General features: G+C 60.4%; 31 protein-coding genes and 1 tRNA gene. 22 read left to right on the forward strand and 10 right to left on the reverse strand.

The window, feature by feature from the left end; translation table 11 throughout:
• The first annotated feature begins 782 nt into the window (after positions 1-782).
• The 9 genes from glyA to BLV09_RS04535 all read left to right on the forward strand — a co-directional run bounded on the left by glyA (position 783) and on the right by BLV09_RS04535 (position 9,739).
• A complete protein-coding gene (gene glyA, locus BLV09_RS04495) occupies positions 783-2,102 on the forward strand; it encodes a serine hydroxymethyltransferase (protein WP_100382213.1) in 1,320 nt (439 codons plus the stop codon).
• 12 nt (positions 2,103-2,114) lie between these two features.
• On the forward strand, positions 2,115-2,597 hold the full coding sequence (nrdR, locus tag BLV09_RS04500) for a transcriptional regulator NrdR (RefSeq protein WP_100382212.1): 483 nt from the start codon (positions 2,115-2,117) through the stop codon (positions 2,595-2,597).
• Positions 2,594-3,754: a bifunctional diaminohydroxyphosphoribosylaminopyrimidine deaminase/5-amino-6-(5-phosphoribosylamino)uracil reductase RibD gene (gene ribD, locus BLV09_RS04505; RefSeq protein WP_146686449.1), complete on the forward strand. Its 1,161-nt coding sequence runs from the start codon at positions 2,594-2,596 to the stop codon at positions 3,752-3,754. The genes nrdR and ribD overlap by 4 nt, the downstream gene beginning before the upstream one ends.
• 222 nt (positions 3,755-3,976) lie before the next feature.
• A complete protein-coding gene (locus BLV09_RS04510; protein WP_146686450.1) occupies positions 3,977-4,585 on the forward strand; it encodes a riboflavin synthase in 609 nt (202 codons plus the stop codon).
• A 75-nt stretch (positions 4,586-4,660) separates the two neighbouring features.
• A complete protein-coding gene (gene ribH, locus BLV09_RS04515; RefSeq protein WP_146686451.1) occupies positions 4,661-5,152 on the forward strand; it encodes a 6,7-dimethyl-8-ribityllumazine synthase in 492 nt (163 codons plus the stop codon).
• Positions 5,153-5,154: 2 nt separating this feature from the next.
• Positions 5,155-5,664: a transcription antitermination factor NusB gene (nusB, locus tag BLV09_RS04520; protein WP_146686452.1), complete on the forward strand. Its 510-nt coding sequence runs from the start codon at positions 5,155-5,157 to the stop codon at positions 5,662-5,664.
• Complete coding sequence (gene thiL, locus BLV09_RS04525) at positions 5,657-6,655, forward strand: thiamine-phosphate kinase (protein WP_146686453.1); 999 nt, start codon at positions 5,657-5,659, stop codon at positions 6,653-6,655. Before nusB ends, thiL begins: the two co-directional genes overlap by 8 nt.
• An 85-nt stretch (positions 6,656-6,740) precedes the next feature.
• On the forward strand, positions 6,741-7,301 hold the full coding sequence (locus tag BLV09_RS04530) for a hypothetical protein (protein ID WP_146686454.1): 561 nt from the start codon (positions 6,741-6,743) through the stop codon (positions 7,299-7,301).
• Positions 7,302-7,618: 317 nt separating this feature from the next.
• Positions 7,619-9,739 (forward strand): sodium-translocating pyrophosphatase, encoded by a 2,121-nt coding sequence (locus tag BLV09_RS04535; protein WP_100382205.1) that lies wholly within the window; start codon positions 7,619-7,621, stop codon positions 9,737-9,739.
• A 153-nt stretch (positions 9,740-9,892) separates the two neighbouring features.
• Here the strand turns inward: BLV09_RS04535 and BLV09_RS04540 are convergent, their stop codons facing one another.
• Complete coding sequence (locus BLV09_RS04540) at positions 9,893-10,381, reverse strand: outer membrane protein assembly factor BamE (protein ID WP_100382204.1); 489 nt, start codon at positions 10,379-10,381, stop codon at positions 9,893-9,895.
• Positions 10,382-10,489: 108 nt separating this feature from the next.
• Here BLV09_RS04540 and BLV09_RS04545 point away from each other — a divergent pair, with 108 nt between their 5' ends.
• From BLV09_RS04545 to BLV09_RS04570, 6 genes are all read left to right on the forward strand, one after another.
• Complete coding sequence (locus BLV09_RS04545; RefSeq protein ID WP_146690982.1) at positions 10,490-11,041, forward strand: ubiquinol-cytochrome C chaperone family protein; 552 nt, start codon at positions 10,490-10,492, stop codon at positions 11,039-11,041.
• 14 nt (positions 11,042-11,055) lie between these two features.
• Positions 11,056-11,628 carry a YceD family protein gene (locus BLV09_RS04550; RefSeq protein ID WP_244548967.1) on the forward strand — a complete coding sequence of 191 codons (573 nt, stop codon included), beginning with the start codon at positions 11,056-11,058 and terminating at the stop codon, positions 11,626-11,628.
• A gap of 299 nt (positions 11,629-11,927) precedes the next feature.
• Positions 11,928-12,983 (forward strand): phosphate acyltransferase PlsX, encoded by a 1,056-nt coding sequence (plsX, locus tag BLV09_RS04555; protein ID WP_146686456.1) that lies wholly within the window; start codon positions 11,928-11,930, stop codon positions 12,981-12,983.
• On the forward strand, positions 12,980-13,957 hold the full coding sequence (locus BLV09_RS04560; RefSeq protein ID WP_146686457.1) for a beta-ketoacyl-ACP synthase III: 978 nt from the start codon (positions 12,980-12,982) through the stop codon (positions 13,955-13,957). The genes plsX and BLV09_RS04560 overlap by 4 nt, the downstream gene beginning before the upstream one ends.
• A gap of 132 nt (positions 13,958-14,089) precedes the next feature.
• Positions 14,090-14,419: an integration host factor subunit alpha gene (locus BLV09_RS04565; protein ID WP_100382200.1), complete on the forward strand. Its 330-nt coding sequence runs from the start codon at positions 14,090-14,092 to the stop codon at positions 14,417-14,419.
• 70 nt (positions 14,420-14,489) lie between these two features.
• Positions 14,490-15,059: a MerR family transcriptional regulator gene (locus BLV09_RS04570; RefSeq protein ID WP_146686458.1), complete on the forward strand. Its 570-nt coding sequence runs from the start codon at positions 14,490-14,492 to the stop codon at positions 15,057-15,059.
• A 210-nt stretch (positions 15,060-15,269) separates the two neighbouring features.
• Here BLV09_RS04570 and BLV09_RS38715 read toward each other — a convergent pair whose 3' ends face one another.
• Positions 15,270-15,572: a multicopper oxidase domain-containing protein gene (locus BLV09_RS38715; RefSeq protein ID WP_433994381.1), complete on the reverse strand. Its 303-nt coding sequence runs from the start codon at positions 15,570-15,572 to the stop codon at positions 15,270-15,272.
• Positions 15,573-16,119: 547 nt separating this feature from the next.
• Between BLV09_RS38715 and BLV09_RS04580 the strand changes: the two genes are divergently transcribed.
• Positions 16,120-16,812, forward strand: a complete 693-nt coding sequence (locus BLV09_RS04580) for a serine acetyltransferase (RefSeq protein ID WP_197685023.1) — start codon at positions 16,120-16,122, stop codon at positions 16,810-16,812.
• Between the two features lie 339 nt (positions 16,813-17,151).
• Here BLV09_RS04580 and BLV09_RS04585 read toward each other — a convergent pair whose 3' ends face one another.
• The gene (locus tag BLV09_RS04585) at positions 17,152-17,421 is read right to left on the reverse strand and encodes a hypothetical protein (protein ID WP_100382197.1); all 270 of its coding nucleotides are present in this window, start codon (positions 17,419-17,421) and stop codon (positions 17,152-17,154) included.
• 311 nt (positions 17,422-17,732) lie between these two features.
• Here BLV09_RS04585 and BLV09_RS04590 point away from each other — a divergent pair, with 311 nt between their 5' ends.
• The gene (locus tag BLV09_RS04590) at positions 17,733-18,086 is read left to right on the forward strand and encodes a hypothetical protein (protein ID WP_146686460.1); all 354 of its coding nucleotides are present in this window, start codon (positions 17,733-17,735) and stop codon (positions 18,084-18,086) included.
• Between the two features lie 574 nt (positions 18,087-18,660).
• Positions 18,661-18,738 (forward strand) — tRNA-Pro (locus BLV09_RS04595).
• Positions 18,739-18,829: 91 nt separating this feature from the next.
• Here the strand turns inward: BLV09_RS04595 and BLV09_RS04600 are convergent.
• Together BLV09_RS04600 and BLV09_RS38440 are read right to left on the reverse strand one after the other, a co-directional pair.
• Entirely contained in the window at positions 18,830-19,033 is a 204-nt protein-coding gene (locus tag BLV09_RS04600; protein ID WP_146686461.1) for a hypothetical protein, read from the reverse strand.
• Positions 19,034-19,267: 234 nt separating this feature from the next.
• Entirely contained in the window at positions 19,268-19,390 is a 123-nt protein-coding gene (locus tag BLV09_RS38440; RefSeq protein WP_283806834.1) for a hypothetical protein, read from the reverse strand.
• Positions 19,391-19,908: 518 nt separating this feature from the next.
• Here BLV09_RS38440 and BLV09_RS04605 point away from each other — a divergent pair.
• Positions 19,909-20,226: a hypothetical protein gene (locus tag BLV09_RS04605; protein WP_146686462.1), complete on the forward strand. Its 318-nt coding sequence runs from the start codon at positions 19,909-19,911 to the stop codon at positions 20,224-20,226.
• Between the two features lie 525 nt (positions 20,227-20,751).
• Entirely contained in the window at positions 20,752-20,991 is a 240-nt protein-coding gene (locus BLV09_RS04610; RefSeq protein WP_146690984.1) for a PilZ domain-containing protein, read from the forward strand.
• A gap of 491 nt (positions 20,992-21,482) precedes the next feature.
• On the opposite strand, the gene BLV09_RS04615 is transcribed toward BLV09_RS04610, so the two are convergent.
• Positions 21,483-21,890, reverse strand: coding sequence for an EF-hand domain-containing protein (locus tag BLV09_RS04615; protein ID WP_100382194.1), 408 nt, complete (start codon positions 21,888-21,890; stop codon positions 21,483-21,485).
• A gap of 526 nt (positions 21,891-22,416) precedes the next feature.
• Between BLV09_RS04615 and BLV09_RS04625 the strand changes: the two genes are divergently transcribed.
• The gene (locus BLV09_RS04625; RefSeq protein WP_174556524.1) at positions 22,417-22,707 is read left to right on the forward strand and encodes a hypothetical protein; all 291 of its coding nucleotides are present in this window, start codon (positions 22,417-22,419) and stop codon (positions 22,705-22,707) included.
• 167 nt (positions 22,708-22,874) lie between these two features.
• Here BLV09_RS04625 and BLV09_RS04630 read toward each other — a convergent pair whose 3' ends face one another.
• Together BLV09_RS04630 and BLV09_RS38720 are read right to left on the reverse strand one after the other, a co-directional pair.
• Positions 22,875-23,183, reverse strand: coding sequence for an EthD family reductase (locus BLV09_RS04630; RefSeq protein ID WP_146686464.1), 309 nt, complete (start codon positions 23,181-23,183; stop codon positions 22,875-22,877).
• Positions 23,184-23,510: 327 nt separating this feature from the next.
• A protein-coding gene (locus BLV09_RS38720; protein WP_433994351.1) for an IS5 family transposase occupies positions 23,511-24,265 on the reverse strand; the annotation gives its coding sequence in 2 pieces (ribosomal slippage) (positions 23,511-23,947 and positions 23,947-24,265; 756 coding nt in all).
• Between the two features lie 224 nt (positions 24,266-24,489).
• Here BLV09_RS38720 and BLV09_RS04640 point away from each other — a divergent pair.
• A complete protein-coding gene (locus tag BLV09_RS04640; protein WP_100382190.1) occupies positions 24,490-25,458 on the forward strand; it encodes an SDR family oxidoreductase in 969 nt (322 codons plus the stop codon).
• Positions 25,459-25,518: 60 nt separating this feature from the next.
• Here the strand turns inward: BLV09_RS04640 and BLV09_RS04645 are convergent, their stop codons facing one another.
• Positions 25,519-25,995: a GcrA family cell cycle regulator gene (locus BLV09_RS04645; RefSeq protein ID WP_100382189.1), complete on the reverse strand. Its 477-nt coding sequence runs from the start codon at positions 25,993-25,995 to the stop codon at positions 25,519-25,521.
• A gap of 77 nt (positions 25,996-26,072) precedes the next feature.
• Positions 26,073-26,273, reverse strand: coding sequence for a hypothetical protein (locus BLV09_RS04650; RefSeq protein ID WP_100382188.1), 201 nt, complete (start codon positions 26,271-26,273; stop codon positions 26,073-26,075).
• Between the last annotated feature and the right edge of the window lie 163 nt (positions 26,274-26,436).

The following is a 26,436-nucleotide window of genomic DNA, read 5'->3' on the forward strand; positions in this document are numbered from 1 at the left end:
AAAGGGGCGTATCGCGATCGTCACGGACGCGGGGCGGGATGTGGTGGACGCGGCGACGCCGGGCGCACGACGTGATGGCAGGGCGGGCCGACGAGGCCCGTGAGCAATCAAGCGGGCGCGGACGAACGGCGATAGCTGCGGACGGTAAAGCCGTGTGGTCCTGGCACCCGTTGCTGGTGTCAAGTTGGCGGAGGCAAAGCCGGCCCGACCGGGCGCGGCCGAGCCTTAATCCGCCGATGACGGTGACAAGACGAATTCGTCGCCGGGGAGAGCACGAAATAAGCCGTTAAAACCATCGCGCAGGGAATGCCGGGTGATCTCGGTGGACCTGTGGTGACTACACTCGTGTGCCATCTTCCATTGCACGCGAGGCTGCGGGTGCGGCGGGCACCCGGCGTTCCCTGCACCCTGGTTTTTGCGGGTGAATGGTTCATGCATGACCCGGGCGCATCGCGCCGCGGGATGGTGGGGGCGCGGGTATCTGTCCCCGGCGCAGGCCAGCATGAGCAAAGCCAAATGATCCGCGGCAGACCCGGGAGACCGACACCCGTGGCGGCCTCCCGCTCTACGACGCACGGCGAAGAGGCGCGGTCGCGCTCCGGGAGGCGCGCGGGGTGGCACTCCCGTTCATCCACCATATCTTGCATAAATATCGGGCCGGTACCGCAACCGCTTGGCCATTTCAGGCCGATATGGTATTTCACGCGGACCAGCTTCCGACCGCCACACGTAACCGACCGCAATGCCCCTAACAGGCTGCGGCGGTGGAGATATTCCGTCCAATGACCCCTCCGACCAGCTCTTCAGCCAGCGCCAAGACCGCCTCAGCGCCCGACTCGTTCTTCACGGCTCCGCTCAGCGAGGCCGATCCCGAGATCGCGGCCGCGATCCGCGGCGAGCTCGGCCGGCAGCGGCATGAGATCGAGCTGATCGCTTCGGAAAACATCGTCAGCCGTGCGGTGCTGGAAGCGCAGGGCTCGGTGCTGACCAACAAATACGCCGAAGGCTATCCGGGCAATCGCTATTACGGCGGCTGCGAATGGGTCGACGTGGTGGAGACACTGGCAATCGATCGCGCGAAGAAACTATTCGGCGCGCAGTTTGCGAACGTGCAGCCGAACTCCGGCAGCCAGATGAACCAGGCGGTATTTCTGGCGCTGCTGCAGCCGGGCGATACCTTCATGGGCCTCGATCTCGCCGCCGGCGGCCATCTCACCCATGGTTCGCCGGTCAACATGTCCGGCAAATGGTTCAAGGCCTCGCACTATACGGTGCGGCGCGAGGATCAGATCATCGATATGGACGCGGTGGCCAAGCAGGCCGAGCAGGTCAAGCCGAAGCTGATCATCGCCGGCGGATCGGCCTATTCGCGTGCCTGGGATTTCAAGCGCTTTCGCGAGATCGCTGATAGCGTTGGCGCGTATCTCCTGGTCGACATGGCGCATTTCGCGGGTCTCGTGGCCGGCGGCGCCCATGCCTCGCCGGTGCCGCACGCCCATGTCACCACCACCACGACGCACAAGTCGCTGCGCGGCCCGCGTGGCGGGCTTATTCTCTGCAACGACGAGGCGCTGGCCAAGAAGCTGAATTCGGCGATCTTCCCGGGATTGCAGGGCGGTCCCCTGATGCATGTGATCGCGGCCAAGGCGGTGGCGTTTGCGGAAGCGCTGCGTCCGGAATTCAAGATCTATGCGAAGAACGTGGTCGAGAATGCCAAGGCGCTGGCGGAAGCGCTGCGCGGCCAGGGCTTCGACATCGTGTCGGGCGGCACCGACAACCATCTGATGCTGGTGGATCTCAGGCCGAAGGGGCTGAAGGGCAACGTTTCGGAAAAGGCATTGGTGCGCGCGGCAATCACCTGCAACAAGAACGGCATACCCTTCGATCCGGAAAAGCCGTTCGTTACCTCGGGACTTCGCCTGGGAACGCCGGCCACGACCACGCGCGGCTTCGGCGTTGCCGAATTCAAGCAGGTGGCCGGGCTCATCGCCGAAGTGCTTAACGCCATTGCACAGTCGCAGGACGGGCAGGCGCCGCTGGTCGAGGCCGCGATCAAGGAACGGGTCAAGGCGCTCACCGATCGCTTCCCGATTTATCAGTAAGGGTAACGCCGGATGCGCTGTCCGAGCTGCAACAGCCTCGATACGCAGGTGAAGGACTCGCGTCCCACCGAGGATTCCGCTGTGATCCGGCGCCGGCGGGTTTGCATCGCCTGTAATTTCCGCTTCACCACCTTCGAGCGCGTGCAGCTGCGCGAACTCACCGTGATCAAGCGCAACGGCCGCCGCGTGCCGTTCGATCGCGACAAACTGGTGCGCTCGCTGCAAATCAGTCTGCGCAAGCGGCCGGTTGATTCCGAGCGGGTCGAGAAAATGGTATCGGCGATTGTGCGCGAGCTCGAAAGCGGCGGCGAGGCTGAGATTTCATCTGAGGCAATCGGTGAAATCGTGATGGAGCATCTGCGTCAGCTCGACGATGTCGCCTATGTCCGCTTCGCCTCGGTCTATCGCAATTTTCGCGAGGCGAAAGATTTTGAAGCCGTGCTCGGCGAACTCTCCGGCGAGGAAGACGTGCGGCCGGCCCTGTTGCGCAAATGATCTTCCGGATTCTGGAAGACCAGTTCGCGCAAAAATCCAGACTGTCGAAAGCTGCCGACCTGCGCTTCATGCAACTGGCGCTGACGTTGGGGCGGCGCGGGCAGGGACGTACCTGGCCCAATCCGGCCGTCGGCGCGGTCGTGGTCAAGGACGGCATCATCGTCGGCCGTGGCTGGACCCAGCCGGGCGGCCGTCCCCACGCCGAGCCGGAGGCGCTCCGGCGTGCCGGCGAGGCCGCGCGCGGCGCCACGCTCTATGTGACGCTGGAGCCGTGTTCGCATTTCGGCAAATCGCCGCCCTGTGCCGATGCCATCATCGCCGCCGGCATTGCGCGCGTGGTGTCGGCGATCGAGGATCCAAATCCGGAAGTGGCAGGGCAGGGCCACGCCCGGCTTCGCGCCGCCGGCATCACGGTCGATGTCGGGCTTGGCGCGGTCGAGGCGGCGCGCGATCATGCCGGACATTTCAGGCGCGTGCGCGACAAGCGCCCCCACGTGATCCTCAAGCTTGCGGTGTCCTCCGACGACAAGATCGGCGCTGCCGGCCGCAAGCCGGTCGCGATATCTGGCGAAGCGGCGAAGGCGCGGGTGCATCTTTTGCGCGCGCGTTGCGACGCCATCCTGGTCGGGATCGGCACCGTGCGGGCGGACGATCCGCTCCTGACCTGCCGGCTGCCAGGCATGGAAGCGCGCTCGCCGGTCCGGGTGGTGCTGGATCGCGCGTTGCGCCTGCCGGGCGCCAGCAAGCTGGTTCATTCCGCGCGCGAGACACCGCTATGGGTGATGACATCGGACCTTTCCGAGGCGCCCGCGGCCATGAAGCTCGGGGCAGCCGGCGCGCAGGTGATCCGCGTCGCCACCACGACCGCGCCGCCGCCCGGGCTTGATCTTCTGGCCGTGCTGCACGCGCTGGCGGAGAAAGGCATCACCCGGTTGATGGTGGAGGGCGGCGCAAGGGTAGCGTCGTCCTTTGTCGCCGCCGGCCTCGTCGACGAGGTCTGGCTGCTGCGTGGTCCCAACGCGATCGGCGCCGACGGTATCGCTGCGCTGGACGCATTGCCGCTCACGGCAATCACGCAGTCGCCCGCTTTCCGTGTTCGTGCTAGCGAAACGCTGCAGAGCGATACTCTCACGATTTACGAGCGCGTCGAAGGATGATCCAGAGGTTTGAAATCGAAGCGCTGGATTTCAGCCTCACCTCTCCCACAAGGAGAGGTCGGATCGGACGGGCGATGCGAAACATCGCCGGTGCGATCCGGGTGAGGGGTTACAGCCTAACGATAGACCGTACCCCCTCACCCTAACCCTCTCCCCATGGGAGAGGGAGCATATCTCAGCCCTCGCAGCATTGAGGCCAACGTTTGAACGGATCCAACTCTAATGTTTACCGGCATTGTCACTGACATCGGCGAGATCGTCGCTTTAACGCCAACGGCGCAGGGCCAGTTGCACCGATTGCGGATCGCCTGCCGCTACGATCGTGCGACCATTGCGGATGGCGCCTCGATTGCCTGCAACGGCGTCTGCCTGACCGTGGTCGCGTCAGGGGTAGCGCAGGGCAAAACCTGGTTCGACGTCGATGCCGCGGCTGAAACGCTTGGCATGACCACGGCGAAACATTGGCAGGTCGGAACCAGGCTCAATCTCGAGCGGGCACTGAAGATCGGCGACGAACTCGGCGGCCATATCGTGGCCGGTCACGCCGACGGCATCGCGGCCATCGTCAAGCGTGACGATCTGCCCGATATGGCGCGGTTCGAGCTGCGAACCACGCGCGAGTTGGCGCGTTTCATCGCGGCCAAGGGCTCGGTGACGCTGGATGGCGTGTCGCTGACCGTAAATACGGTCGAAGACGTGGTATTTTCGGTGCTGATCATTCCGCACACGCTCAGTGTCACGACGCTGGGCGGCTGTCGTACGGGCAGCGAGGTCAATCTCGAGGTCGACCTGATGGCGCGCTACGCCGCGCGGCTGTCGGAAATGAAGTAGGCGCGGCCCTTGGCTTTGGGGGCTGCTGCGCCTAAAACGCAGCACAACTGACAAATAGTACCGATTGGCGATGTAATGGCAGACGCACGGCGCGCACCTCTCAAGGACCAGACCGATATTGCAGGCGCGCGCGCGCTGATCGTCGAGGCGCGCTTTTACGACGACATCCAGGATGCGCTGATGGAAGGCGCGGTCGCCGAACTGAAGGCCGCCGGCCTGTCCCATGAGGTGATCACCGTTCCCGGCGCGCTGGAAATTCCGGCGGCGGTTGCGATCGCGCTGGATGCCGCCGAGAGCCGCGGCAAGCCTTACGATGCCGTGATCGCATTGGGCTGCGTTGTCAGGGGCGACACCATCCATTTCGAGATTGTCTCGATGGAATCCTCGCGCGCGCTGATGGACCTCGCCGTGGTCAGGAAAATTCCGCTCGGCAACGGCATCATCACCGTCAACACGGATGCGCAAGCCTGGGCGCGCGCTCGCGCCAGCGAGCTCAACAAGGGCGGCGACGCCGCGCGGGCGGCGCTGGCGATGCTGCGGATCAAACGCCGGCTGGCGAAGGCCTGACCATGGCAGAGAACAAGAATAGCCAGGAAAAAAAGCCGGCAAAAGGTCCGGACAAGAAGGCCAACCGGCGCGGCGCCGCACGGCTCGCAGCGGTGCAGGCGCTGTATCAAATGGATATCGGGGGGGCCGGCCTCAACGACATCTTCGCCGAGTTCGAAAGCCACTGGCTCGGCAACGAGGTCGAAGGCGACAAATATCTGCCGGCCGAGGCTGCGTTCTTCCGTGACGTCGTCTCCGGTGTGGTGCGTGATCAGGCGAGACTCGATCCGCTGATCGACGAGGCGCTCTCCAAAGGCTGGCCATTGAAGCGGATCGACGCCATCCTGCGCGCGGTGATGCGGGCCGGCTCCTATGAGCTGGAGCATCGCAAGGATGTGCCGGCGCGTGTCGTGGTGTCCGAATATGTCGACGTCGCACACGCCTTTGTCGAAAAGGACGAGACCGGCATGGTGAACGCGGTGCTCGACCAGATCGCGCGCCAGTTTCGCGCCGACGAGTTCGTCCGTGGCTAGCGAGCGGACAGCGTCCGGCGAAGACTCGCTGATCGCGCGCTATTTCAGGCCGCTCGCAACCGATCCCGGTGCGTTCGATCTCAACGATGATGCTGCGGCCTTGAAGGCGTCAGGCGAGGACATCGTCGTGACCACGGATGCCATTGTCGAAGGCGTGCATTTCCTGCCCGACGACCCGCCCGATACGCTGGCGCGCAAGGCGCTGCGGGTAAATCTGTCGGATCTCGCGGCAAAGGGCGCAACGCCCGCCGGTTTTGTGCTGACGCTGGCGCTGCGTACCGTCGATGAAGCGTGGCTTGGACCGTTCGCATCAGCGCTCGGTGAGGACGCTACGCAGTTCGGTTGCCCGCTGCTCGGCGGCGATACGGTTTCCACGCCCGGCCCGCTGATGATCTCGATTACCGCATTCGGACGTGTGCCCCCGGGCAAGATGGTCCACCGCAGCGGCGCAAAGCCAGGCGACCTTGTCGTGGTGACGGGTACGATCGGCGACGCGGCGCTGGGTCTCGATGTCTTGAAGGGCGGAGTGGTTGCGGGTGCGCTCGCCAGCGACCGCGCCGGCCGCGATATGTTGATCGGACGTTATCGCGTGCCGCAGCCGCGCAACGCACTGGCCAATGTCATCAGGGATTATGCCAGTGCGGCGATGGATGTGTCCGATGGTCTCGCCGGCGACCTCGCCAAGCTGTGCGCCGCGTCGGGCGTTTCAGCCGCCATCGATGCGCAAAGCATTCCGCTGTCGGCTACTGCGCGCGCGCTGATCACGCGTGGCGCAGTTGATATCGCATCCATCGTCTCCGGTGGTGACGATTATGAAATCCTCTGCGTCATTCCGGAAGACCGGTTTGATGTATTTGAGCAGGCTGCGAAGGCGAGCGGTGTTCCCGTAACGGTCATTGGCGGCATCGTGGCGGGTTCGTCTGTTCCGCGGTTTTTTGGCGGGGAAGGGCGCGAAATCCCGCTATCGCGTTTATCGTACAGTCATTTCTGAGCTGCCGCCGCAACCTAGCTTGATGGAGCGCGGTCCGCTAGGATGCGGATACCAAGTGCGGTGACGGGATTTAATGGCAACAGAGATGAGCGGATCAGCCGCCCCAACGATGATGGAAGTAGCAGGCGCGCCAGTCATTGCCGGACGGGAATGCGGAACCTGCACGCTTTGCTGCAAGGTCTATCATGTGCCCGAGATCGGCAAAGTGGCTGGCAAATGGTGTCAGCACTGTACGCCCGGCACTGGTTGCGCGATTCATGAGACGAGTCCGGCTCAGTGCCGCGACTTCAATTGTCTTTGGCGGACGGAAGCGACGTTGACGCCGGCCTGGAAGCCCGAGCGCTCCAAGATGGTGCTCAGCATCTATCCGCTCAACGGTTTCATGTATGTGCAGGTCGATCCCGGCGCCCCCTCGGCGTGGCGCAAACAGCCTTATTACGATCAGCTGCACCGCTGGGCGGAGGCCAATCTGTCCAAGGGCCACCATGTCATCGTCTTTGTCGGCGACATCGCTACGCTGATCATGCCCGGACAGGACGTGCCGCTCGGCAAAATGAAGCCGACCGACGGGTTTGCCGTGCGTCAGACTTTTGGCCCAGGCGGCATGACCTACGAGGTGACGCGCTCGGATCGCGCCGCGCCGTGACCGATCGGTCTGCGGTCCTAGATTTTCCACGCCTTCAGTCGCGACGGGTGGTTTGTTCCCAAAGAGCTGATTCGTCGCAAGCCGCCTTCGCCTGGCATCCAAGGCCCGCAAAACCCAAACTGTGCCGCAGAAACTGGTGTTGGAACGCTTAAAAAGGCCCGTTAAGCCTGCTGGTGGCGTTGCGCCCGGGGTATGATTTTGGCATGGTCCCGCCGATTTGGGGGGCCTTTTTAAGCAGGGGATCTCCTTGTTAATGCGCTTGCCGCTTCCTGCGGTAACGGCGCGGGGGAAACATCAGGAAATCTGAGGCAAATTCTATGACAGCATTATGGGCGATTGTGCTCTGCGGAGTGCTTTCCATCGTTTACGCCATCTGGGCGACGACATCGGTTTTGAAGGCAGACGCCGGTAATGCGCGGATGCAGGAGATCGCGGCGGCGGTGCGCGAAGGCGCGCAGGCCTATCTCAAGCGCCAATACACCACGATCGGCATGGTCGGCATCGTGATCTTTGCGCTGCTCGCCTACCTCCTCGGCACGCTGGTCGCGGTCGGCTTCCTGATCGGCGCGGTGCTGTCGGGCGCCGCGGGGTTCATCGGCATGAACGTCTCGGTTCGCGCCAATGTGCGTACCGCACAGGCTGCAACCACCTCGCTCGCGGGCGGACTTGAGCTTGCCTTCAAGGCGGGCGCGATCACTGGCATGCTGGTCGCAGGTCTCGCATTGCTCGGCGTCACCATCTATTTCGCCTATCTCACGCATGTCCTGAATCTGGCGCCGAACAGCCGCACGGTTGTCGACGCGATGGTTGCGCTCGGCTTCGGTGCGTCGCTGATTTCGATCTTCGCACGTCTCGGCGGCGGTATCTTCACCAAGGGCGCAGACGTCGGCGGCGACCTTGTCGGCAAGGTCGAGGCCGGCATTCCCGAGGACGATCCGCGCAACCCGGCCACCATCGCCGACAATGTCGGCGACAATGTCGGCGACTGCGCCGGCATGGCGGCCGACCTGTTCGAGACCTATGCGGTGACCGCGGTTGCCACCATGGTTCTCGCGGCGATCTTCTTCGCCAAATCGCCGCTGCTCGCCAACATGATGACGCTGCCGCTCGCGATCGGCGGTATCTGCATCATCACCTCGATCATCGGCACTTTCTTCGTCAAGCTCGGCGCCAGTCAGTCGATCATGGGCGCGCTCTACAAGGGCCTGATCGCAACCGGCATTCTGTCGCTGATCGGCGTGGCAGGTGTGATCCACTGGCTGGTCGGCTTCGATAAGCTCGCCGGCGTCGACTACACCGGCATGGCGCTGTTCGAGTGCGGCATCGTCGGTCTCGCCGTGACCGGCCTGATCATCTGGATCACCGAATACTACACCGGCACCGACTATCGCCCGGTGAAGTCGATCGCGGCCGCTTCGGTCACCGGTCACGGTACCAACGTGATCCAGGGTCTCGCGATCTCGATGGAGTCGACCGCGTTGCCGGCGCTCGTCATCATTGCCGGCATTCTCATCACCTACAGCCTGGCCGGGCTGTTCGGCATCGCGATTGCCACCACGACGATGCTGGCGCTGGCCGGCATGATCGTAGCCCTCGACGCCTTCGGCCCCGTCACCGACAATGCCGGCGGCATTGCCGAAATGGCCGGCCTGCCCAAGGAAGTCCGCAAGTCGACCGATGCCCTCGACGCGGTCGGCAACACCACCAAGGCGGTCACCAAGGGCTATGCGATCGGTTCGGCCGGTCTCGGCGCTCTGGTGCTGTTCGCGGCCTACAACCAGGACCTCAAGTTCTTTATTGCGGACGCGGCGAACCATCCCTACTTCGCCGGCGTCAATCCGGACTTCTCGCTCAACAATCCTTATGTGGTTGTGGGTCTGCTGTTCGGGGGCCTGTTGCCGTATCTGTTCGGCGCGATGGGCATGACCGCGGTCGGCCGTGCGGCCGGTGCGATCGTCGAAGAAGTGCGGCGTCAGTTCCGCGAGAAGCCGGGCATCATGCAGGGCACCGACAAGCCCGACTACGGCAAGGCCGTCGATCTGCTCACCAAGGCGGCGATCAAGGAAATGATCATTCCGTCGTTGCTGCCGGTGCTGTCGCCGATCGTCGTTTACTTCCTGATCTACGCGATCGCCGGTGGCGGCGCGGCCGGCAAGTCGGCTGCGTTCTCGGCTGTCGGCGCGATGCTGCTGGGCGTGATCGTAACCGGTCTGTTCGTCGCGATCTCGATGACCTCGGGCGGCGGCGCCTGGGACAACGCCAAGAAGTACATCGAGGATGGCCACTACGGCGGCAAGGGCTCGGACGCCCACAAGGCGGCAGTGACCGGCGATACCGTCGGCGATCCCTACAAGGATACGGCGGGCCCCGCCGTCAATCCGATGATCAAGATCACCAACATCGTGGCACTGCTGCTGCTGGCGATTCTGGCGCACTGAGCCGCGCGAAACGATAAAGACAAAAAACCCCGCGGTGCGAGCCGCGGGGTTTTTCTTTTCTGGGAAACGTGGTGCCCTTCGAAGGGCGAGGGCAGTGCCATTTTCTCCCGCTCCGTTCAGATGGGAGAGGCGAAGAAAGCTGGGGTAGCCGTGCTAGTTGAAGCTGATGAGCTTGAACAGCGGCGCCAGGTAGCTGAGTTCTTGTCCCGATGTCGGCGTGGTGCGGCTGATGAAGTCGAAAATCTTGCCATCCTGCATGCCGTAATTGGCGAGCCGCCGGACCTGCCGGTTCTTGTCGAAATAGATCGCAATCACCCGCTGATCGGTAATCTTCTCGTTCATGAACGCGAGCCGGCGCTCGGCGCGCTGGGAAATGTAATAGAACACTTCGCCGTCGAGGGTCGCGACCGTGGAGGGTGTGCCCATCACGATCAGGACCTGATCCTGGCTTGCGCCAATAGGAATTTGCTCAAGCGCGCCCTGCGGCAGGATGTAGCCCTTTTGAAACTGCTCGCCGGTCAGGCAGCCGCCGAGGGTCGCGCACATCAGCGCGATGGCCGCGGCCGTGCCCATGCTGCGCCATCGCGTGGTCAAGCCATGCGCAGAGCGCCTGCGTGGGCATGTCGGACTCGTCTCAGTCATTTGCGGAACCGGTCCCGTCCTCTTGCATCACGTGAGGGGTTGACGTACCGGGCTGCACACTGGATTGCAACATGCGCAGGCCCGAAGGGTATGCGCTCGGAACCCACCATGCTTTGGCCGTTCAATCACTTGAGAAAACCCCGGATCGCCCCGCGCGGCACCATTGAGGCCATCTATGGCATGATCGTGACGCAATCGCGAGAACCGTTGTTTTACCGGGATTTGGGCGTGCCGGATACGGTTAACGGCCGTTTTGATCTGCTGGTGCTGCATCTGTGGATGGTGTTGCGCCGGCTGAAGGCGATCGAAGGCGGAGCAGGGCTTTCACAGGCGCTGTTTGACCGTTTCTGTAACGATATGGACGACAATTTGCGCGAGATGGGGGTCGGCGATCTCACCGTTCCCAAGCGAATGCAGGCCTTCGGCGAAGCCTTTTACGGACGCGCGGCGGCCTATGACCGTGCCCTGACCGCAGGCGAGGAGGCGCTGGCGCAGGCGTTGTGCAAGAATATATTGAACGGGGAGGGTATCGAAAAAGCACGCGAGCTCGCCCTCTATGCCAATGCGGCTACCGCTACCCTGACAGGACTTGATAGTGCGGCGTTGCAGAGCGCGTCGTGGAAGTTTCCCTTGCCGATTCACGCAGGCGTGCAGCAATGAGCAGAAACACCGGCATGACAGACAGAGCGGATCCCTGGCGCCTCCCGATCGCGGTCGCGCAGATACCGGACACCGGATTGCATCGCGACCTGGAAGCGGATCAGGCCGCGCGCGTTGCCATGGCAGAAGCCGCGGGTTTGCGCGAAATTCTGTCGGCCAGCGCTTCGTTTGATGTGACGCCCGAGCGCGGCGGCCGTTTCCGCGTCGCGGGGCATGTCCGGGCGCGGATCGGACAAACCTGCGTGGTGACGCTCGATCCGATCGAAAACGAAATCGACGAGCCGATCGATCTGACCTTCGCGCCGCCCGAGCAAATTCCTCAACTCGCCGACCTCATCGATGATGCGGCGGAAAGCGAGGACGAAATTCCCGATCCGCCGGAGCCCATCGAAAACGGTATGATTGATCTTGGCCGGTTGGCGACGGACGTATTGTTCCTGGCGATCGATCCCTATCCGCGCAAAATGGATGCGGTGTTCGAGCCGGTGGTCGTTGCCGCCGATCCCGAAGACCATCCGTTCGCCGCGCTCAAGGCACTGCAGGTCGATGTAAAGCCGCCTGGTGGAAAAAAGCCGGGCAAGCATTGAAGCGCGGCGGAAAGGTCACGGAGCTCGCATTCCCATCGAATCGGATACGGTATAGGTTCATATTTTTGATATAAGGCACTGAATCTTCTAAGTTTGTTGACCTGTTTCGATTCTGCCTCACTGCGACGGAATACCCAAAAGAGAGCGGTCAAGAGGTTGTTTCGGGACAAGGACGCGCTATTGTCGCGGCCCGGCCGGGGCGCAGCGTTGCGCTTTGCCGATCGTCGCGGTCAGTGGCGATTTCAGAACTAGCGGCCGAGCGCTTCGGGTCCGCACAAGATCAGGTTTCCGGGACGTTCATGCCTCAAAAGGTTCGAATCGCGCTTGACGCCATGGGTGGCGATGTCGGCGCATCGGTCATCATTCCCGGCGCCGCCGTTTCGTTGTCCCGGCATCCCGACACGGAATTTCTGTTGTTTGGCGACAGCGCATTGATCGAAGCGCAACTTGCAAAGCACCCGGCCTTGAAGGCGGCGTCGCGCGTTATCCACACCGATGTGGCCATCAGCATGCAGGAAAAGCCCAGCCAGGCGCTGCGCCGCGGCCGCAGGACCTCGTCGATGTGGCTTGCCATCGACGCCGTCAAGAAGGGCAAGGCCGACGTCGCGGTGTCCGCGGGCAACACCGGCGCGCTGATGGCGATGGCGCGCTTCAATCTGCACATGTTGCCAGGCATCGACCGCCCGGCGATTGCGGCGGTGTGGCCGACGATGCGCGGCGATTCCGTCGTGCTCGACCTCGGCGCCACGATTGGCGGCGATGCCCACCATCTGATGGCGCTGGCGGTGATGGGCGGAGCGATGGCGAGCGTGTTGTTCAATCTCGAGCGGCCCACGGTCGGCCTGCTCAATATCGGAGTTGAAGAGGTGAAGGGCGGGGAGGAGATCCGTGAGGCCGCGGAACTGCTGCGCGCGATGAACCTTCCCCAGCTCGAATATGTCGGGTTCGTCGAAGGCGATGGCATCGGCAAAGGGGCCGCCGACGTCATCGTCACCGAGGGGTTCAGCGGCAATATCGCCTTGAAGGCGGCTGAAGGAACCGCACGGCAGATCAACGAATTTCTCAGGGAGGCGCTGTCGCGTACCTGGCGCACCAAGATCGGCTATCTGTTTGCCAAAAACGCCTTTAAGGCGCTACGTGACAAGCTCGACCCAAGGAAGTCCAATGGCGGCGTGCTGCTCGGATTACGAGGGGTCGTCGTCAAGAGCCACGGTGGAACCGACGCTGAAGGCTTTGCCTATGCGGTCGATGTTGGCTATGAAATGGCCCACTACGATCTCCTCACCAAGATCAATCAGATGCTCAATCGTAACGGCAGCGCGCTCGTGCAGACCGCGCCGGAGGATGTTTCGTGACGGCAATACGCTCGGTCGTGCTCGGCTGCGGTTCCTATCTGCCGCAGAAAGTGCTGACCAACGCCGAACTGGCGACGCAGATTGATACGTCTGATGAGTGGATCGTACAGCGCACCGGCATTCGGGAGCGTCATATTGCCGCTGAAGGTGAGTTCACGTCACACTTGGCGATCAACGCCGCGCGGGCGGCATTGGCCCATGCCGGGATTGACGCGCAGTCGATTGACCTGATCGTTCTCGCCACCTCGACACCGGATAATACGTTTCCGGCGACCGCGGTTGCGGTGCAGAATGGGCTCGGCATCCATCATGGCGCGGCGTTCGATCTGCAGGCGGTGTGCTCGGGATTCGTGTTTGCGCTCGCCACGGCGGACAATTTCCTGCGTACGGGTGCGTTCAAACGGGCGCTGGTGATCGGCGCCGAAACATTCTCGCGCATTCTCGACTGGAACGATCGGGGCACCTGCGTGCTGTTCGGCGACGGCGCAGGCGCCATTGTGCTTGAAGCGCAGCAGCAGCCCGGCAAGCCCACCGATCGCGGCGTGTTGACGACGCATCTGCGCTCGGATGGCCGGCATAAAGCCAAGTTATATGTCGATGGCGGCCCGTCCTCGACGCAGACGGTGGGCCACCTCAGGATGGAAGGCCGCGAGGTGTTCAAGCACGCCGTCGGCATGATCACCGATGTGATCGTCGATGCGTTCGAGGCCACCGGCGCGACCGCCGAGGACGTCGACTGGTTCATCCCTCACCAGGCCAACAAGCGAATCATTGATGCTTCAGCGCACAAGTTGCATATTGCGCCGCAGAAAGTCGTGCTGACCGTCGACCTGCACGGCAATACATCGGCGGCATCGATTCCGCTGGCGATCTCGGTTGCGGTCGCCGATGGACGCGTCAAGAAGGGCGATCTGGTGCTGCTGGAAGCCATGGGCGGCGGCTTCACCTGGGGCTCGGCGCTGTTGCGCTGGTAAGCGTTGCGTTAAGAAGTCCACTCATTTTGTAGTCTTCATCCATGCGGATGCATCGATGAGCGCTGTTGACCATCGCGTGCTAAGCTCATAATTTTGGGGTATAAATTGTTCGCCGAGAGTGCGGGGCAGGCGATGACCGGAACCGGGAAAACAGTGACACGCGTCGATCTGTGCGAGGCCGTCTACCAGAAGGTAGGCTTGTCGCGTACGGAGTCGTCGGCCTTTGTCGAACTTGTTTTGAAAGAGATCACCGACTGCCTGGAAAAGGGCGAGACGGTGAAGCTGTCGTCGTTCGGTTCGTTCATGGTGCGCAAAAAAGGTCAGCGTATCGGTCGTAATCCGAAGACGGGTACCGAGGTTCCAATTTCGCCGCGGCGTGTGATGGTGTTCAAGCCGTCGGCGATCCTGAAACAGCGGATCAACGGCAACAGTAATGGCAATGGTGACGCCAACGCTGATTAAGTAGTATGGCTGATCGAATACTGGCCAACTGAAGACTGATTCGGCGGGGCGATCGAAAAGGAGCGGGCGTTTGGACAAGGCGCCGGATGCGTTCCGAACCATCAGCGAGGTCGCGGACGATCTCGACATCCCGCAGCACGTCCTGCGTTTTTGGGAAACGCGGTTCACCCAAATCAAGCCGATGAAGCGAAGCGGCGGCCGGCGTTATTACCGCCCGGACGACGTCGACCTGCTCAGGGGTATCCGCCGTCTGCTCTATGGCGAGGGCTACACCATTCGCGGGGTGCAGCGCATTCTCAAGGAGCACGGCATCAAGTCGGTGCAGGCGCTGGCGGATGCATCAACGCCAGCCTCGTTCGGCGCGATCGAAGCCGCTGTCGGACGCAGTATTGCGGGGGAGGATGAGGACGCCTCTCACGGCATCGATGCCGATGACGACGATTATGAGGGCTCCGAAGAGCGCACGGTAGTTCGGCGGGCCGGACGGGCTGAGGCCCTGGAGGACGATGATGATGACGACGGCCCGATTGCCGGCGTGGCTGACTCGGTGCATCCGTCGGGCCTCGAGCGGCTGGAAGCCGCGTTGCAGGAACTGATCGCGTGCCGGCGGTTGCTGGATCAGGCGCTGAAGGAGGGCTAGGCGCGCGGAGTTGACGCCCGAGCCGCCTCATGGCCGATCGGGCTCCTTGCGCCAAGGCCTGATCGAAGCTAAGGGAACTCGAAGCCAAGGGAACGGCATCGGAGCGTCGCGCAGCCCGGTTAGCGCACTAGTCTGGGAGACTAGGGGGCTTAAGAAGTTTCCCCATTTGCTGCCAAGGGTTTAGCAGCATCATCCGATGCAGTCCGAGAATTATTCCGGGTCGCGCGCGCGCCAAATCCTGATCAGATTTTCCTCCTGAAAGCCGACGTCAGCTAACTTCGCCGATAGGTGATGAGCCCTGCGAAGCCCCCCATCGACGTGATCCTGGTGGTGACAGTGAAAGAACGTCGCGCCGGGATCATCCGCCACGAAGTCGATCTCCGCGACGGAATATCGGGGCAGGCCAATTGTGTCTTTGATGACGCCGAATGTCGGCTTGGCACCGACTTTCGTGATCTCGAACGAGTGCCGATGCATGTGCACCGGATGCTCGTCTCCACTGCCGTTGTTCATGACGAGCCGGTAGTGTTTGCCTTCCGTCGCCGTGAGCAACGGGTTCGTAAAGCCAAGCCAAGCCAAGCCAAGCCAAGCTAGGACATGCTGATGTGATGGCTATAAATTTGTCCGATGGTCGCCCTCCGTACCATCGTTAGGGACGCCAGCGGTGTAAAGAGTAGAGCTTATCTAACAGGTGTTAACCGAATTTGCGGCGATCAATTTATGCTCACAAAAGTGGAGAACCCTATAATCGCTTGGTATTCCTGAAGGCGCATAATTGCCGCATGGACAACAGCATATGGACGACTGAAGAATTCACCTGCCTCGGTTGTGGAATGACGCAAAATTCTGGGAGGCCGAGGATGTGTATTGGTGTTTACCCCCCCTCTGGCCTCGTTAATCTTAATCTCAATTTTTAATCGTCCTAGTTTTCCTTTGCGAGGAGCGTGCAGATAATCATTCTATCTTCCGCACGAGCATAATTCTAGAAGATGATGCGCTATTTGTTCGAAAGAAGTCTTTGCTCGTATCGCGTTTGTAGCGATTGAATCGGAGCTCCGCTATGACTTCTCAAACCGATATTCACGATCGGAGCGCGGGAAGGACCTTTGTCAAAGTTCTAAAGGGCGCTCTTACAGCTTTAAGTACTGCTCGGTTGATGCCGTTGATCGCATTGATGCTCCTTAGTTCGGACCGAAACACAATATATGCCGACTTGGACAGATGGGCGCATGTTTATCATTTTGAGCGGCCGCGAAATTTAACAGACCGGATATTGATGTTTGCTCATTTGATGACTTGGCTGCCAGAATATCGCAATGTTTTTTATCTTCGAGCCGGGCTACCGGGCAGGTTACTTTCAATCTTTTGCCGTCCACTGTCGTCGTTACACCTCGGTAACACGAGCATTGGACCTGGGCTCTTCATAATGCATGGCGACGGCACATTTGTTTCGGCGACCAAAATTGGCGAGAATTGTTGGATAAACCAGCAGGTTACCATCGGCTATACCAACGAAACCGACATCCCGAGCATCGGTAACAATGTCAGGATACTCGCTGGCGCGAAGGTCCTCGGCAGGGTGAGCATCGGAGATAATGTGACAATCGGCGCGAATACAGTTGTGATCGAGGACGTTCCTTCTAATGCGACTGTGATGGGCGTACCCGCGAAGGTCGTTTGGATTAAGAAGCCTTCACCGCGCGATGGTGAATTAGATTGTAGAGTGGAATGCGACAGCCGAGAGCTACGGTAGCCTGCTTCCAGATCCCGTTCGAGAATGTTCTCGTGTACTCGTGTTCTTGGGGCCAACGGCCCCTCGAAACTCGATTATGGGGGACGTCAAGAAATCAAAAGGGCGTTTCGCCGCCGGCGCTCAGCGCCCAATACGTTCACCTGCATCGCCGCATGACCTTGAAGCCAGACTAAGGTCAAATCCTCAGATCGGCCGCCAAACTGCGCAAGGCGGCGCCAAGGCGGCGCCGGAGGGATACGCAACTACGTAAGCGCTGTCGCGGTTCGAGTTACGTCGCGCTTGCACGCCGAGCAGTCGAGCTTGACAACATGATGCGAGGGTTCTTCGCCTTCTTCACGATCACGAAATGTAGGCTGCGAGCCTAAGAACATCGGTAGCCGCGAGCCCGGCCAGCGCGACTAGGAAGGTCAACGCCGCTATGTTCGCGCGCATTTGATACTCGAAATCATCGGGGTCGTCTTTTTGTGAATCCAAATCGTTTCGCGAACGATCGCTCAACTCGTATCGCGAAAGGTCTAGCAGCTCACAAATGTTACTGGTGGAAGCATTCAGCGCGCGTTTCTCAGCCAGCGCCGTCGCATCACTTGGTCGGAATCTAACGACGGTCATTTCGAAACTCTCGTTTGTTTTGCGGCGTGTTGTTCAAGGTCGTACCGCTCTTCCCCAAGCGTCGCGCCGTCTTTTCGAGGTAAGTTAGTAAATCATGATGCCAAATCACATTAGCGCGAATAAATTGAGAGTTGCCGTGAACCGCTGTCGCTAATCCCAGCGGCTTTGCGTTACAGCGATTCAGGTTCCCAATCCGCTTTCTTCAACCGCCGCTCTTCACTCGCCAGAAACAGGCCGTGTTTTTTTAAATATGCAGCCTGTGACTCAAATATCGGCGGGTTGAAGCCCGTTCCTCTCAATTTTCCCCGGATATGTCCGTTTCACTAAACGCCGCGATCGAGCAATACTCAATTCCGACACCGCCGCAAACGGACATCAATTCTACTCCCGTGTTCGCCCTGCAACACTGGTCGATCTTCATCACTCCAAATTCAATTTTCGATGCAGATCAATCGATAAACGCCGGCTTCGCTGTTAACTCGTGGAGTGCGAACCTTCTCAATAGCGTCGACGTCTTGACCAACCAGCCGCTCAATAATATTTTCGGCGGCGTTAGCGTCGACGTAGCGCTTAGCGACATAGACGCTGAAATTTTACGGCTCGGTTTCAACTTCACGCTTCTCGGTAAAATTGCTTTTGCCAAAAGGTTTGTTGGTGGTTTCTGACGCACGCGATTGCACTCGCGCAGCTTTGATGCGGGGGTCGTGTCGCCCAAGAGCCGAGACGGCCACCGCCCGGGGTGTGTGGGCGCGCTTTCTTGATTAGCTTTTTTCAATTTGATCTTTCGCGTACGTTTAGGCTTGCGTTTTTGCTCCGCTCTTTGGCTACTCAAAGACCATCGCATCGAAGTGCCTCTTTCGTAAATTTAGGACACCGATAACCTCGGACCAGGGCGCGCCTCTACTGAAATGCTGATAACGCCACCCGGCCAGCCTAGAGGGACGACTTCTAAAATCAAAAGGGCCACTGCGATAAGCGGGGGATGGAAGCGGGGCCGGCGCGCCCAACTCACGGTAGGCCCGAAAGGGGACCACAACTGTGACAAAAGGGGTCAGGCGTAAATCAAACCGGCGAGGAGGGGTGCGCCGTTCCGAGAACGCCCCGCGAACATCGTCCGGGGCTTTTCCGGGACTTTTGGGTCTCAACTATGCTTTTCGTGTCCCTTATGTTCACAATTGCCGTTTCTGCACCTTGCGCGGTGCGGCGGATTTCCCTAATCAATCAACGTCGTTAGACAGTCGGAGCGTGGCGCAGCCCGGTTAGCGCACTAGTCTGGGAGACTAGGGGTCGGAGGTTCAAATCCTCTCGCTCCGACCAATAAAAGCCCTGCAATTGCGGGGCTTTTTTCGTTCCACGGTATCGCTTTCCGCTTGGGCGGCGTTGTGCTTTCCGGGAAGGCGCGCCCCGGCTATGGAGTATCAGGATGTTGCTTTTCGTAAGCTGCGACGATCAGCTCAGATTGAGCGATCTGGGCTTTGAGGTGGTCGATCTCTGATTGGGTCTCGGAGAAGGCCTCACCCCCGGCCGTATTGCCTGCCTCTAGCTGTTCAAGAAGGGCGCGGTCTTTCGCGATCTGGCCTTTGTGCCACCCGATCTCGCCATCGTCGGTCATAAACGGCTCCTGCTGGTCTACAAGGTCACAGTTCGAACCATTTACCGGTTCGGTCGTTCCCCTCTCATGTGGAGCGGCTGGGGTGTGCATGTGAATAGGGTAACCTTGGCGGGCGACAAATCGTCCCAAACGTACTACGCCCATGTTTCGGATCGGGCAGGCGCAGTAGAGGCCGTAAGAAAGCACATCGGTGCGGCGTCTAGCGAGATGATTGAGGCTCGAAAGCCTATGCAATCAACGGTATTCGCTGCGATGAACATCGGCATCGGTGAAGTTGGTCATTAGGCGTAAGGCCCAGTAATTGACCGCACTGCCGCGCGTGGACGCCATCGTCGAGCCCATCCGTCCCAAGGCCATGCGAGCGATCCTGACGATCGATGAAGGAGCGCGAAGTGTGGATACGAGCGTCTTGGGTGAGGTGAAGGCGCGACAGAACCGCTGCCCCACGACGCACCCAAGGCCGTTGCGCGTGCGGCGGACAAGGAAGATCGGGCGGCAGCGTAAGGCCTTGCGCAAGCCCTCCGTTGTGCCCCCGGCGAAATTAGGACATACTTATTGTCCTTTAAAACCTGCCATAATTTCCGAAGTTTAAGTTCTTAGACTTTACCGCAATTGATTCGACCTTTGTATTTTGTAGTCGGAGCGACCCCATGCGAGTCGCGGTGATAGTTGTGTCGATGTTGATGGTGACCACACCATCGAAAGCTTCCAGCTCTTGCATGAGCAAGACTGAAGCGCGACAGCATTTTGGTTCGGTGCATATTTACTGGCATGGCGCGGGCCATTGCTGGGACGCAACGTCGGTGGCCGGCCGACGTCAGATCATCGTCCATAAAGTTGCGCGAAAGGTTGATCGGTCCAATTGGCGAGACTCGATGTCGAAGATGATGGCTGAAGGCGAGCCCGTGCAGACGGCTATGCAGACGCCTCTCGTGCAGACGCCTATACAGACGTCATGGGCAGATCGCTGGGTAGATCGCTGGGTGGAGATCGAGCCGACAACTCCTCCCCTTGCCGAGCGCTGGGTCGATATCGATCAGGTTACCCCGCCGCTTGTCAGCGAGCCCAACCCCGTGCCACGGGGCGTGGTTTTGATGTGGGTGCTTGTCGTCATCGCGCTGACGCTTGGCGTGGTCGAAATTCTGTTCCGCGTTGCCCTCGGTGCCGGCGAGAAAGATCAGGCAGTCGCGTGAGTGCCAGGGGGTAGGGCGCTTTCGAGCTCGCGGGCGTTAGAATGGGATGCCAGAGAGCGACTTCGAAGCCGAGATTTTGGAAAATGAGGTGGTGATCCCGGATCGTCCCTCATTGGCATGATGCGGGGGGCTTCTGGCGCTATCGCGCGGAACATCCCGCGATAGAACGGGTTGGCTTACGGGCTGTCTCTGGCGGTGATGCAAAGGCGGCGCCCAGCGCGGTCCCGTCCACCACCCATTGGTGCAGCGGGGCCGCGTTTCCTCAGCACCAATGCCGCATTGCTGGACATTAATTCAGAGGTGATCCCTGTCCAGTTCCGGCCGCCAGCGGGCCTGCTCGGGCTGCGGCCGTGGCAATCGGGCGGAGGTGGGCTCGATAGCCGATCCCGGGCTGAAGGCCGGGGCTGACAAGAATCGGCTGCCGCAGTAGGAATGCGGCGTGATCCGCTTTCGGTCCATGATTGCCCCAATCAGGATGACGCCCCGACCGAAATGATTGCGCAGGCAGGGCGTGGCAGGCAGGTCATGGAAGAGAAGCGGGTTGCCCCTCGGCATCGCGTGCTGAAGGCTGGAACCATTGAGTTCGGAGGCGGCGCAATCGACTGTACCGTCCGCAACGTCTCGCACGTCGGCGCGGCGCTTGAGGTCACAAGCCCGGTCGGTATTCCGGAGAAATTCACCTTGGTAATACCGAGCGACGGCCTGCACTGCGGCTGCCGCGTTATCTATCGCAGGGAACGGCGGATAGGGGTGAAGTTCGATTGAACCTTCGTCGGCGGTACTCCGAACGGAGCCTCGATTATTTCGGCGGCTGTAGCTCGCCCTGTAGCCAGCCGGAAGCGGCGCCGGTGGTAAAGGGATCAGACCGGTCACATTCCTCGCAGCGGTATGATCGCGAGCCTTTGCTGCCGGGGGTGAGGGCAAGCCTCATCGGCGATCCGCACGTCGGGCACGTTTTACGGGATGCCAGGTCAGTGTCCGCCATACCTCATTTTGAAACTGCGCGTCTCGGAAGTCCATTCCAAAGGAAGCTGCTGCCGGAGCAAATTTTTGCGAGGTGAGGAGAGGCACTATTGCTGACCGGTCTTCGTCCGGATGACCCTACGCATGGGCACAAGCTCACCGCCGTGTGAACTCGATCATGCACGCGGGCGGCGCGTATCGGTCCTGCCGGTGCGACCGGCTTTCAGCGCCGCCTCAAGCTTCCAGATCAGCGCATCGCCTGGGTCGCGCGCCACCCGATTTCAGCGATGGCGCTACTTCAGCAATCGCAGAAGGCTCCGGCCGGCCTTTGTCGATAGCTCCTTCGCATCCAACGTGCTGTCGCTATCGGAATTTGCTGCATTAAAGCGCTGCTCGACCACGGCCAGATATTCATCCTTGGTCAGCGTGCCATCGTGATCGGGATCGGCATCTGCGAACTCTTTCGCACTCAACCTGCCCGCGAGTTCGCGCTTGTCGAGTGTGCCGTCGTGATCGCGGTCCAGTTTGTCGAACAATGCGGAGGCCGCTTTTTTGGCTTCTGCAAGATCGACAGTGCCATCATTGTCCGTATCCAGCATTCGGATTGCACTGGAGTGGCTCGATTTTCCGAACGCTGGAAGGGTACCACCAATCAAAGTTGCGGCGGTCAGGGTGCGTAGAACGCTTCGTCGCGATATCATCGAATGATCCTCCGAATTCGTTTCACCTATCCACAACCTTGCCTTGGGCAAGGTTTACGCTAGCCATAAGGATGTGCATCATTCGACGCAAGTAAAGCCGAATCTCCGGGGGTGGTCCGACTGCTTGCGAGCGAGAACCGCGCGGAGAATGGAACCAAATCGGGGCATTTGACGTTTTTAAGCTCGTTCCATGGGGATATGCGTGATGTTGATGCGAGGGATCGCGGCGTTGGTCATGCTTCTAACCTTGACCGAAATCACCTCTGCCGCAGAACGTTCTGGCATCTTGCATCGGGTATCCTGCACCGTCGTTAGATTCTACGTCGCCAGGTATTCGGTTTCAGCCGCCGAGACATGGGCGCGTGGCCATGGCGCCACAGACGCTGAGATCGATGCTGCCCGGCATTGCCTCAAAGATCAGCCCGCGCGAACGGCGCAGGCTGATCATCAAACCGCGGCGCAGTGACTTCCTGTTGGCATCGCGGCGCGGCCGATGGTATGTAGGTCCATCGCAGGGAGCATACGCATGAGAGTTTTTCGCGCTGTAGCGATCATCGCGTTACTGACCGTGCCGGCTTACGCCCAGGATCACGTGCAGAGATACGGTGAACAGGACAAGATCAAGTCGCTGCAACAGCTGCAGGACGACAAGGATGCCGATAGCGCCTACAAGCGTTCGCTCGGCAACATTCCCGACAAGGGCCCCACCGATCCCTGGGGTAACGCGCGCAGCGCAGATGCGCCCAAGACGGTGGCAAAGCCTGCCGCCAAGAATGCTCCGGCGAAGCCGACCAAAACCGGCAGCAACGCCAATTAAATCACGATCAATCTGGCTGTCCTGAATACTCCGGCGGCGCGCGCAGCCGTTGTGACGCCGCGTCGCGTGAAGAGCACCTTATCACTTTGATCAGCCGAGCCCTTCGTCAGGACTCGGCTCGGTATCCCTTGAATGCGATGCGCGCGGGGTGCGCGCATTGCGTCGGTTCAGACTTCGCGCGTATCGAACAAGATCATATCGGCGCCACCGGTCGCGAACTTCTGCACGTCTGCGGCCGCGGCTTTTCCCTCGGCGCTACCGAACCCGGCCTGTACCGCCGCGAGATTGTCGAAATAAAGCGTTGCGATCAGATGAAAACCGGAAGGCCCGGCCGGCGTGGCGACCGGCCCCCGGCTGACTTCATATTTCCTGAGGCCGGGTATCTTCTTCGCGATCGGAACGTGCGTCTCGAAATAATACTTGTCGAAGGCAGCAGTATCTTTTGGTGTCTTGTACATCACTACGACGTGGGCCATGGCATCCTCCTTACTGTTTCTCAATCGGACAGTTGTACCCAAGCTTTCAGTTGGCCGCGATCTTTGTCAAGCGGCGATCGTCGCACGCACAGCCCACCAGCCGGTTCCGTGCGCCCATCTTCAGCTCCCGGCCATTACGAACACACCAATGTTGCGGCAACAACATAAGAGTCGAACCCCGCGATTGTCTGACGGTGCGGACTCAGACTGTCATCTCAATCGATTGTTGGCGTTCGCGCTCCCTCATCTTTCGTCGTAACAAAACAAGTCGCTCACGCGTGCTGCGCCGCCGCAAACAGATTGGGGCTTGCTAGGCTGAATCGACATTCAGCGTGTCCAGACCATAGCACTTGCGAGATGGATGAAGGCGAGGAAGTGAACCGCTCTGCGGTCGTAGCGGGTTGCGACGCGGCGGAAGTGCTTGAGCTTGTTGAAGCAGCGTTCGATGCGATTTCGCAGTCGATAGAGTGCCGGATCGTAGCTGTGGGGATGCTTGCGCGTAGGGTTTGGCGGGATCACCGCTGCGGCGCCGGTCGCTTCGATAGCCTCGCGCAAGGCGCGACTGTCATAGGCGCGATCGGCAATGACGTATTGGCCAGCGGAGCCTTTGATGAGAGCCTCGGCCTGCGTAACGTCACCGCTCTGGCCAGGCGTGAGGATAAAGCGCAGCGGCCGGCCAAGCGCATCGGCGAGCATGTGGATTTTGGTGGTCAATCCTCCTCGGGAACGCCCCAAAGCCTGGTTTTGGTCCCCCCTTTTCCGGTCGCGGCCTGCTGGTGGGCACGAACCAGGGTGGTATCGAGCATCAGATATTCGTTCTTGTGATCTTTGATGAGAGCCTCGAACATGCGCTCCCACACGCCATTCTTTGCCCAACGGGCGAAGCGCGTGTGCACGCTTTTCCACTTGCCATATCGAGGTGGCAGGTCGTGCCAATGCGCGCCGGAGCGCAAGACCCACAGAACAGCATTGACGAATAGGCGGTTGTCGGCACCGGTTCGACCAGGATCGCCGGCCTTGCCGGGCAAAAGCTCTGCGATCAGCCGCCACTGTGCCTCGGTAAGTTCATATCGCTTGACCATGCCTTATGCTCCGAATCAATTGATCCGGAACACAAGGAATCATCGCTAATCCGAACTGTGAATCCTGAATGTAGATTGGTCCTAGGCCGCTGTTTCTGAGAATTATGGAGATTGTGGGTCAGGCAGATGTGACGCCAATAGAGAAGTATCGAGAAGCCCCGTGGCCCGGTTCTCGCGCCGGCCGGAATCTCCTGCACATTGCGACAGAAAGGTCAGCGATCCCCATGAAGGATTTTGCCGGAAAGATTGCGGTTATCACCGGAGGCGGCACGGGCATGGGCCGCGAACTGGCGCGCCAACTCGTCGCCGAAGGCTGCAATGTGGCGATGTGCGATGTCTCGGCTGACGCGATGGCGGAGACCAAGCGCCTTTGCGAGGTCGAGAAACTGCCGCAGGGCTTGCGCGTCACCACGCATGTCGCCGATGTGTCGATCGAAGATCAGCTCAAGCGCTTTCGTGACGAACTCGCCGAGCAGCAGGCGACCGACAAGATCCATCTGCTGTTCAACAACGCCGGCATCGGCGGTGGCGGCAGCCTGTTCACCAATACGCGTGAACAGTGGGAGCGGACGTTCAACATTTGCTGGGGCGGGGTTTACCTCGGTGTCCGCACTTTCCTGCCGATGCTGCTGAAATCAGATGAAGGCCACATCATCAACACCTCGAGCGTCAACGGTTTCTGGGCATCCGTCGGAATGGGGGTGTCGCACACCGCCTATAGCGCTGCCAAATTCGCGGTGAAGGGATTCACCGAGGCGCTGATTAACGATCTCAGGCTGAACGCACCGCATATTAAATGCTCCGTGGTGATGCCCGGTCATATCGGCACCTCGATCGTGTCCAATTCCCGAAAAGTGCAGAGCGGCACCGAATCCGACCGGCTCAATCCGAACGAGATATTACAGGCGCGTCAGCGGCTGCAGGGCATGGGCACCAACACATCGGCGATGTCGGACGAGGATATCCAGAATATCGCGCTCGATCGCGCGCGAACTTTTCGTGATGAGGCTCCGATGACGGCCGCGGCTGCGGCCAAGGTCATCCTGGACGGCGTCAAAGCCGGACGCTGGCGCATTCTGGTCGGCGATGATGCCCATCTGCTCGATGAACGCGTACGGCAGGCGCCGGAACGCGCCTACGACGCCGAATTTTTCCAGAGTTTCGCGGCCGAGGTCGGCTGGCGGCTGGGCTGACCTGCCGTCATTTGGGATATTGAACGGCGTCGATCTGGTTCGGAGGACCGAAGGCCGGCCTCACCTTCGCGCGACGCGCAGGTGAGAGTTCGGTTTGTAAGCAAGCCGGGTGTGACCCGCGCAATAGGGCAGGCCTTCGACCGGCGTGTTGCCGCAGAAACAGAAATCCTCGGCGCCGGGCGTGTTGATCGGCCAGCGGCATTTCTCCGCGCTTAACTCGAGCAACGAGCAGCGATGCCCGTCCTGGATCGGCTCTTCGGCGACGCGTTGCGGCTCGGCGTATAACGCGCGCAACATCTGATATTGGAGTCTCGGCGCCGTTTTCGGACGGCGTCCCTTCTCGCCATTTTTTCGAGGTGGGCGTCGTTCATCGCCGCTTCCTTCGCGCCTCAGGTTGAGACGGGAAAGCTTGCCAATGACGGCGTTGCGGCTGACGCCGATATCGGCGGCGATTTCGCGGCAGGATAGGCCCGCCTCGAAGCGGCTTTTCAGAAGTTCGATGCGTTCGTCGGTCCAGGTAGGCTCATTGGCGTGCATGTTGGTGGTCCCAGGCTGCGGGTGATCGTTCCAAATCCTGTGACCGCAGCGTCGACCGAACTGCCCGGCATCCGTTCTTATGGCGTCTTGCCATTGTCGCGGATTGAAAGCAGCCCATCCTTGATCGCGAGCCGAATACCTTCCTCCACCAGTGTCCTCGCTACGCCGGGAACGCTGGTGCCGTGGGTGCCCTGTTTCACCAGTTTTTCGAGATAGGCGATGGTGGAGAGCGCCAACGTGATCGGAACGCGGTCGGTTTCGGCTTTTTCTGTGGCCATGCAAAAAGCTAGCCTCTAAAGGGTGTACTTAAAAGTAACTATTTAGACTCTATTTAGGTGTCTGTGGGAGTCAATAACGATTCGCGGTTCGCGATGCCGGCCATTGGAATCATTGGTAAAAACCGCGACGGCGATACCGTTCGCGGAGGTTGAGACGAAGCGG

Origin of the sequence: Bradyrhizobium canariense, from assembly GCF_900105125.1 — a bacterium.
Lineage (GTDB): Bacteria > Pseudomonadota > Alphaproteobacteria > Rhizobiales > Xanthobacteraceae > Bradyrhizobium > Bradyrhizobium canariense_A.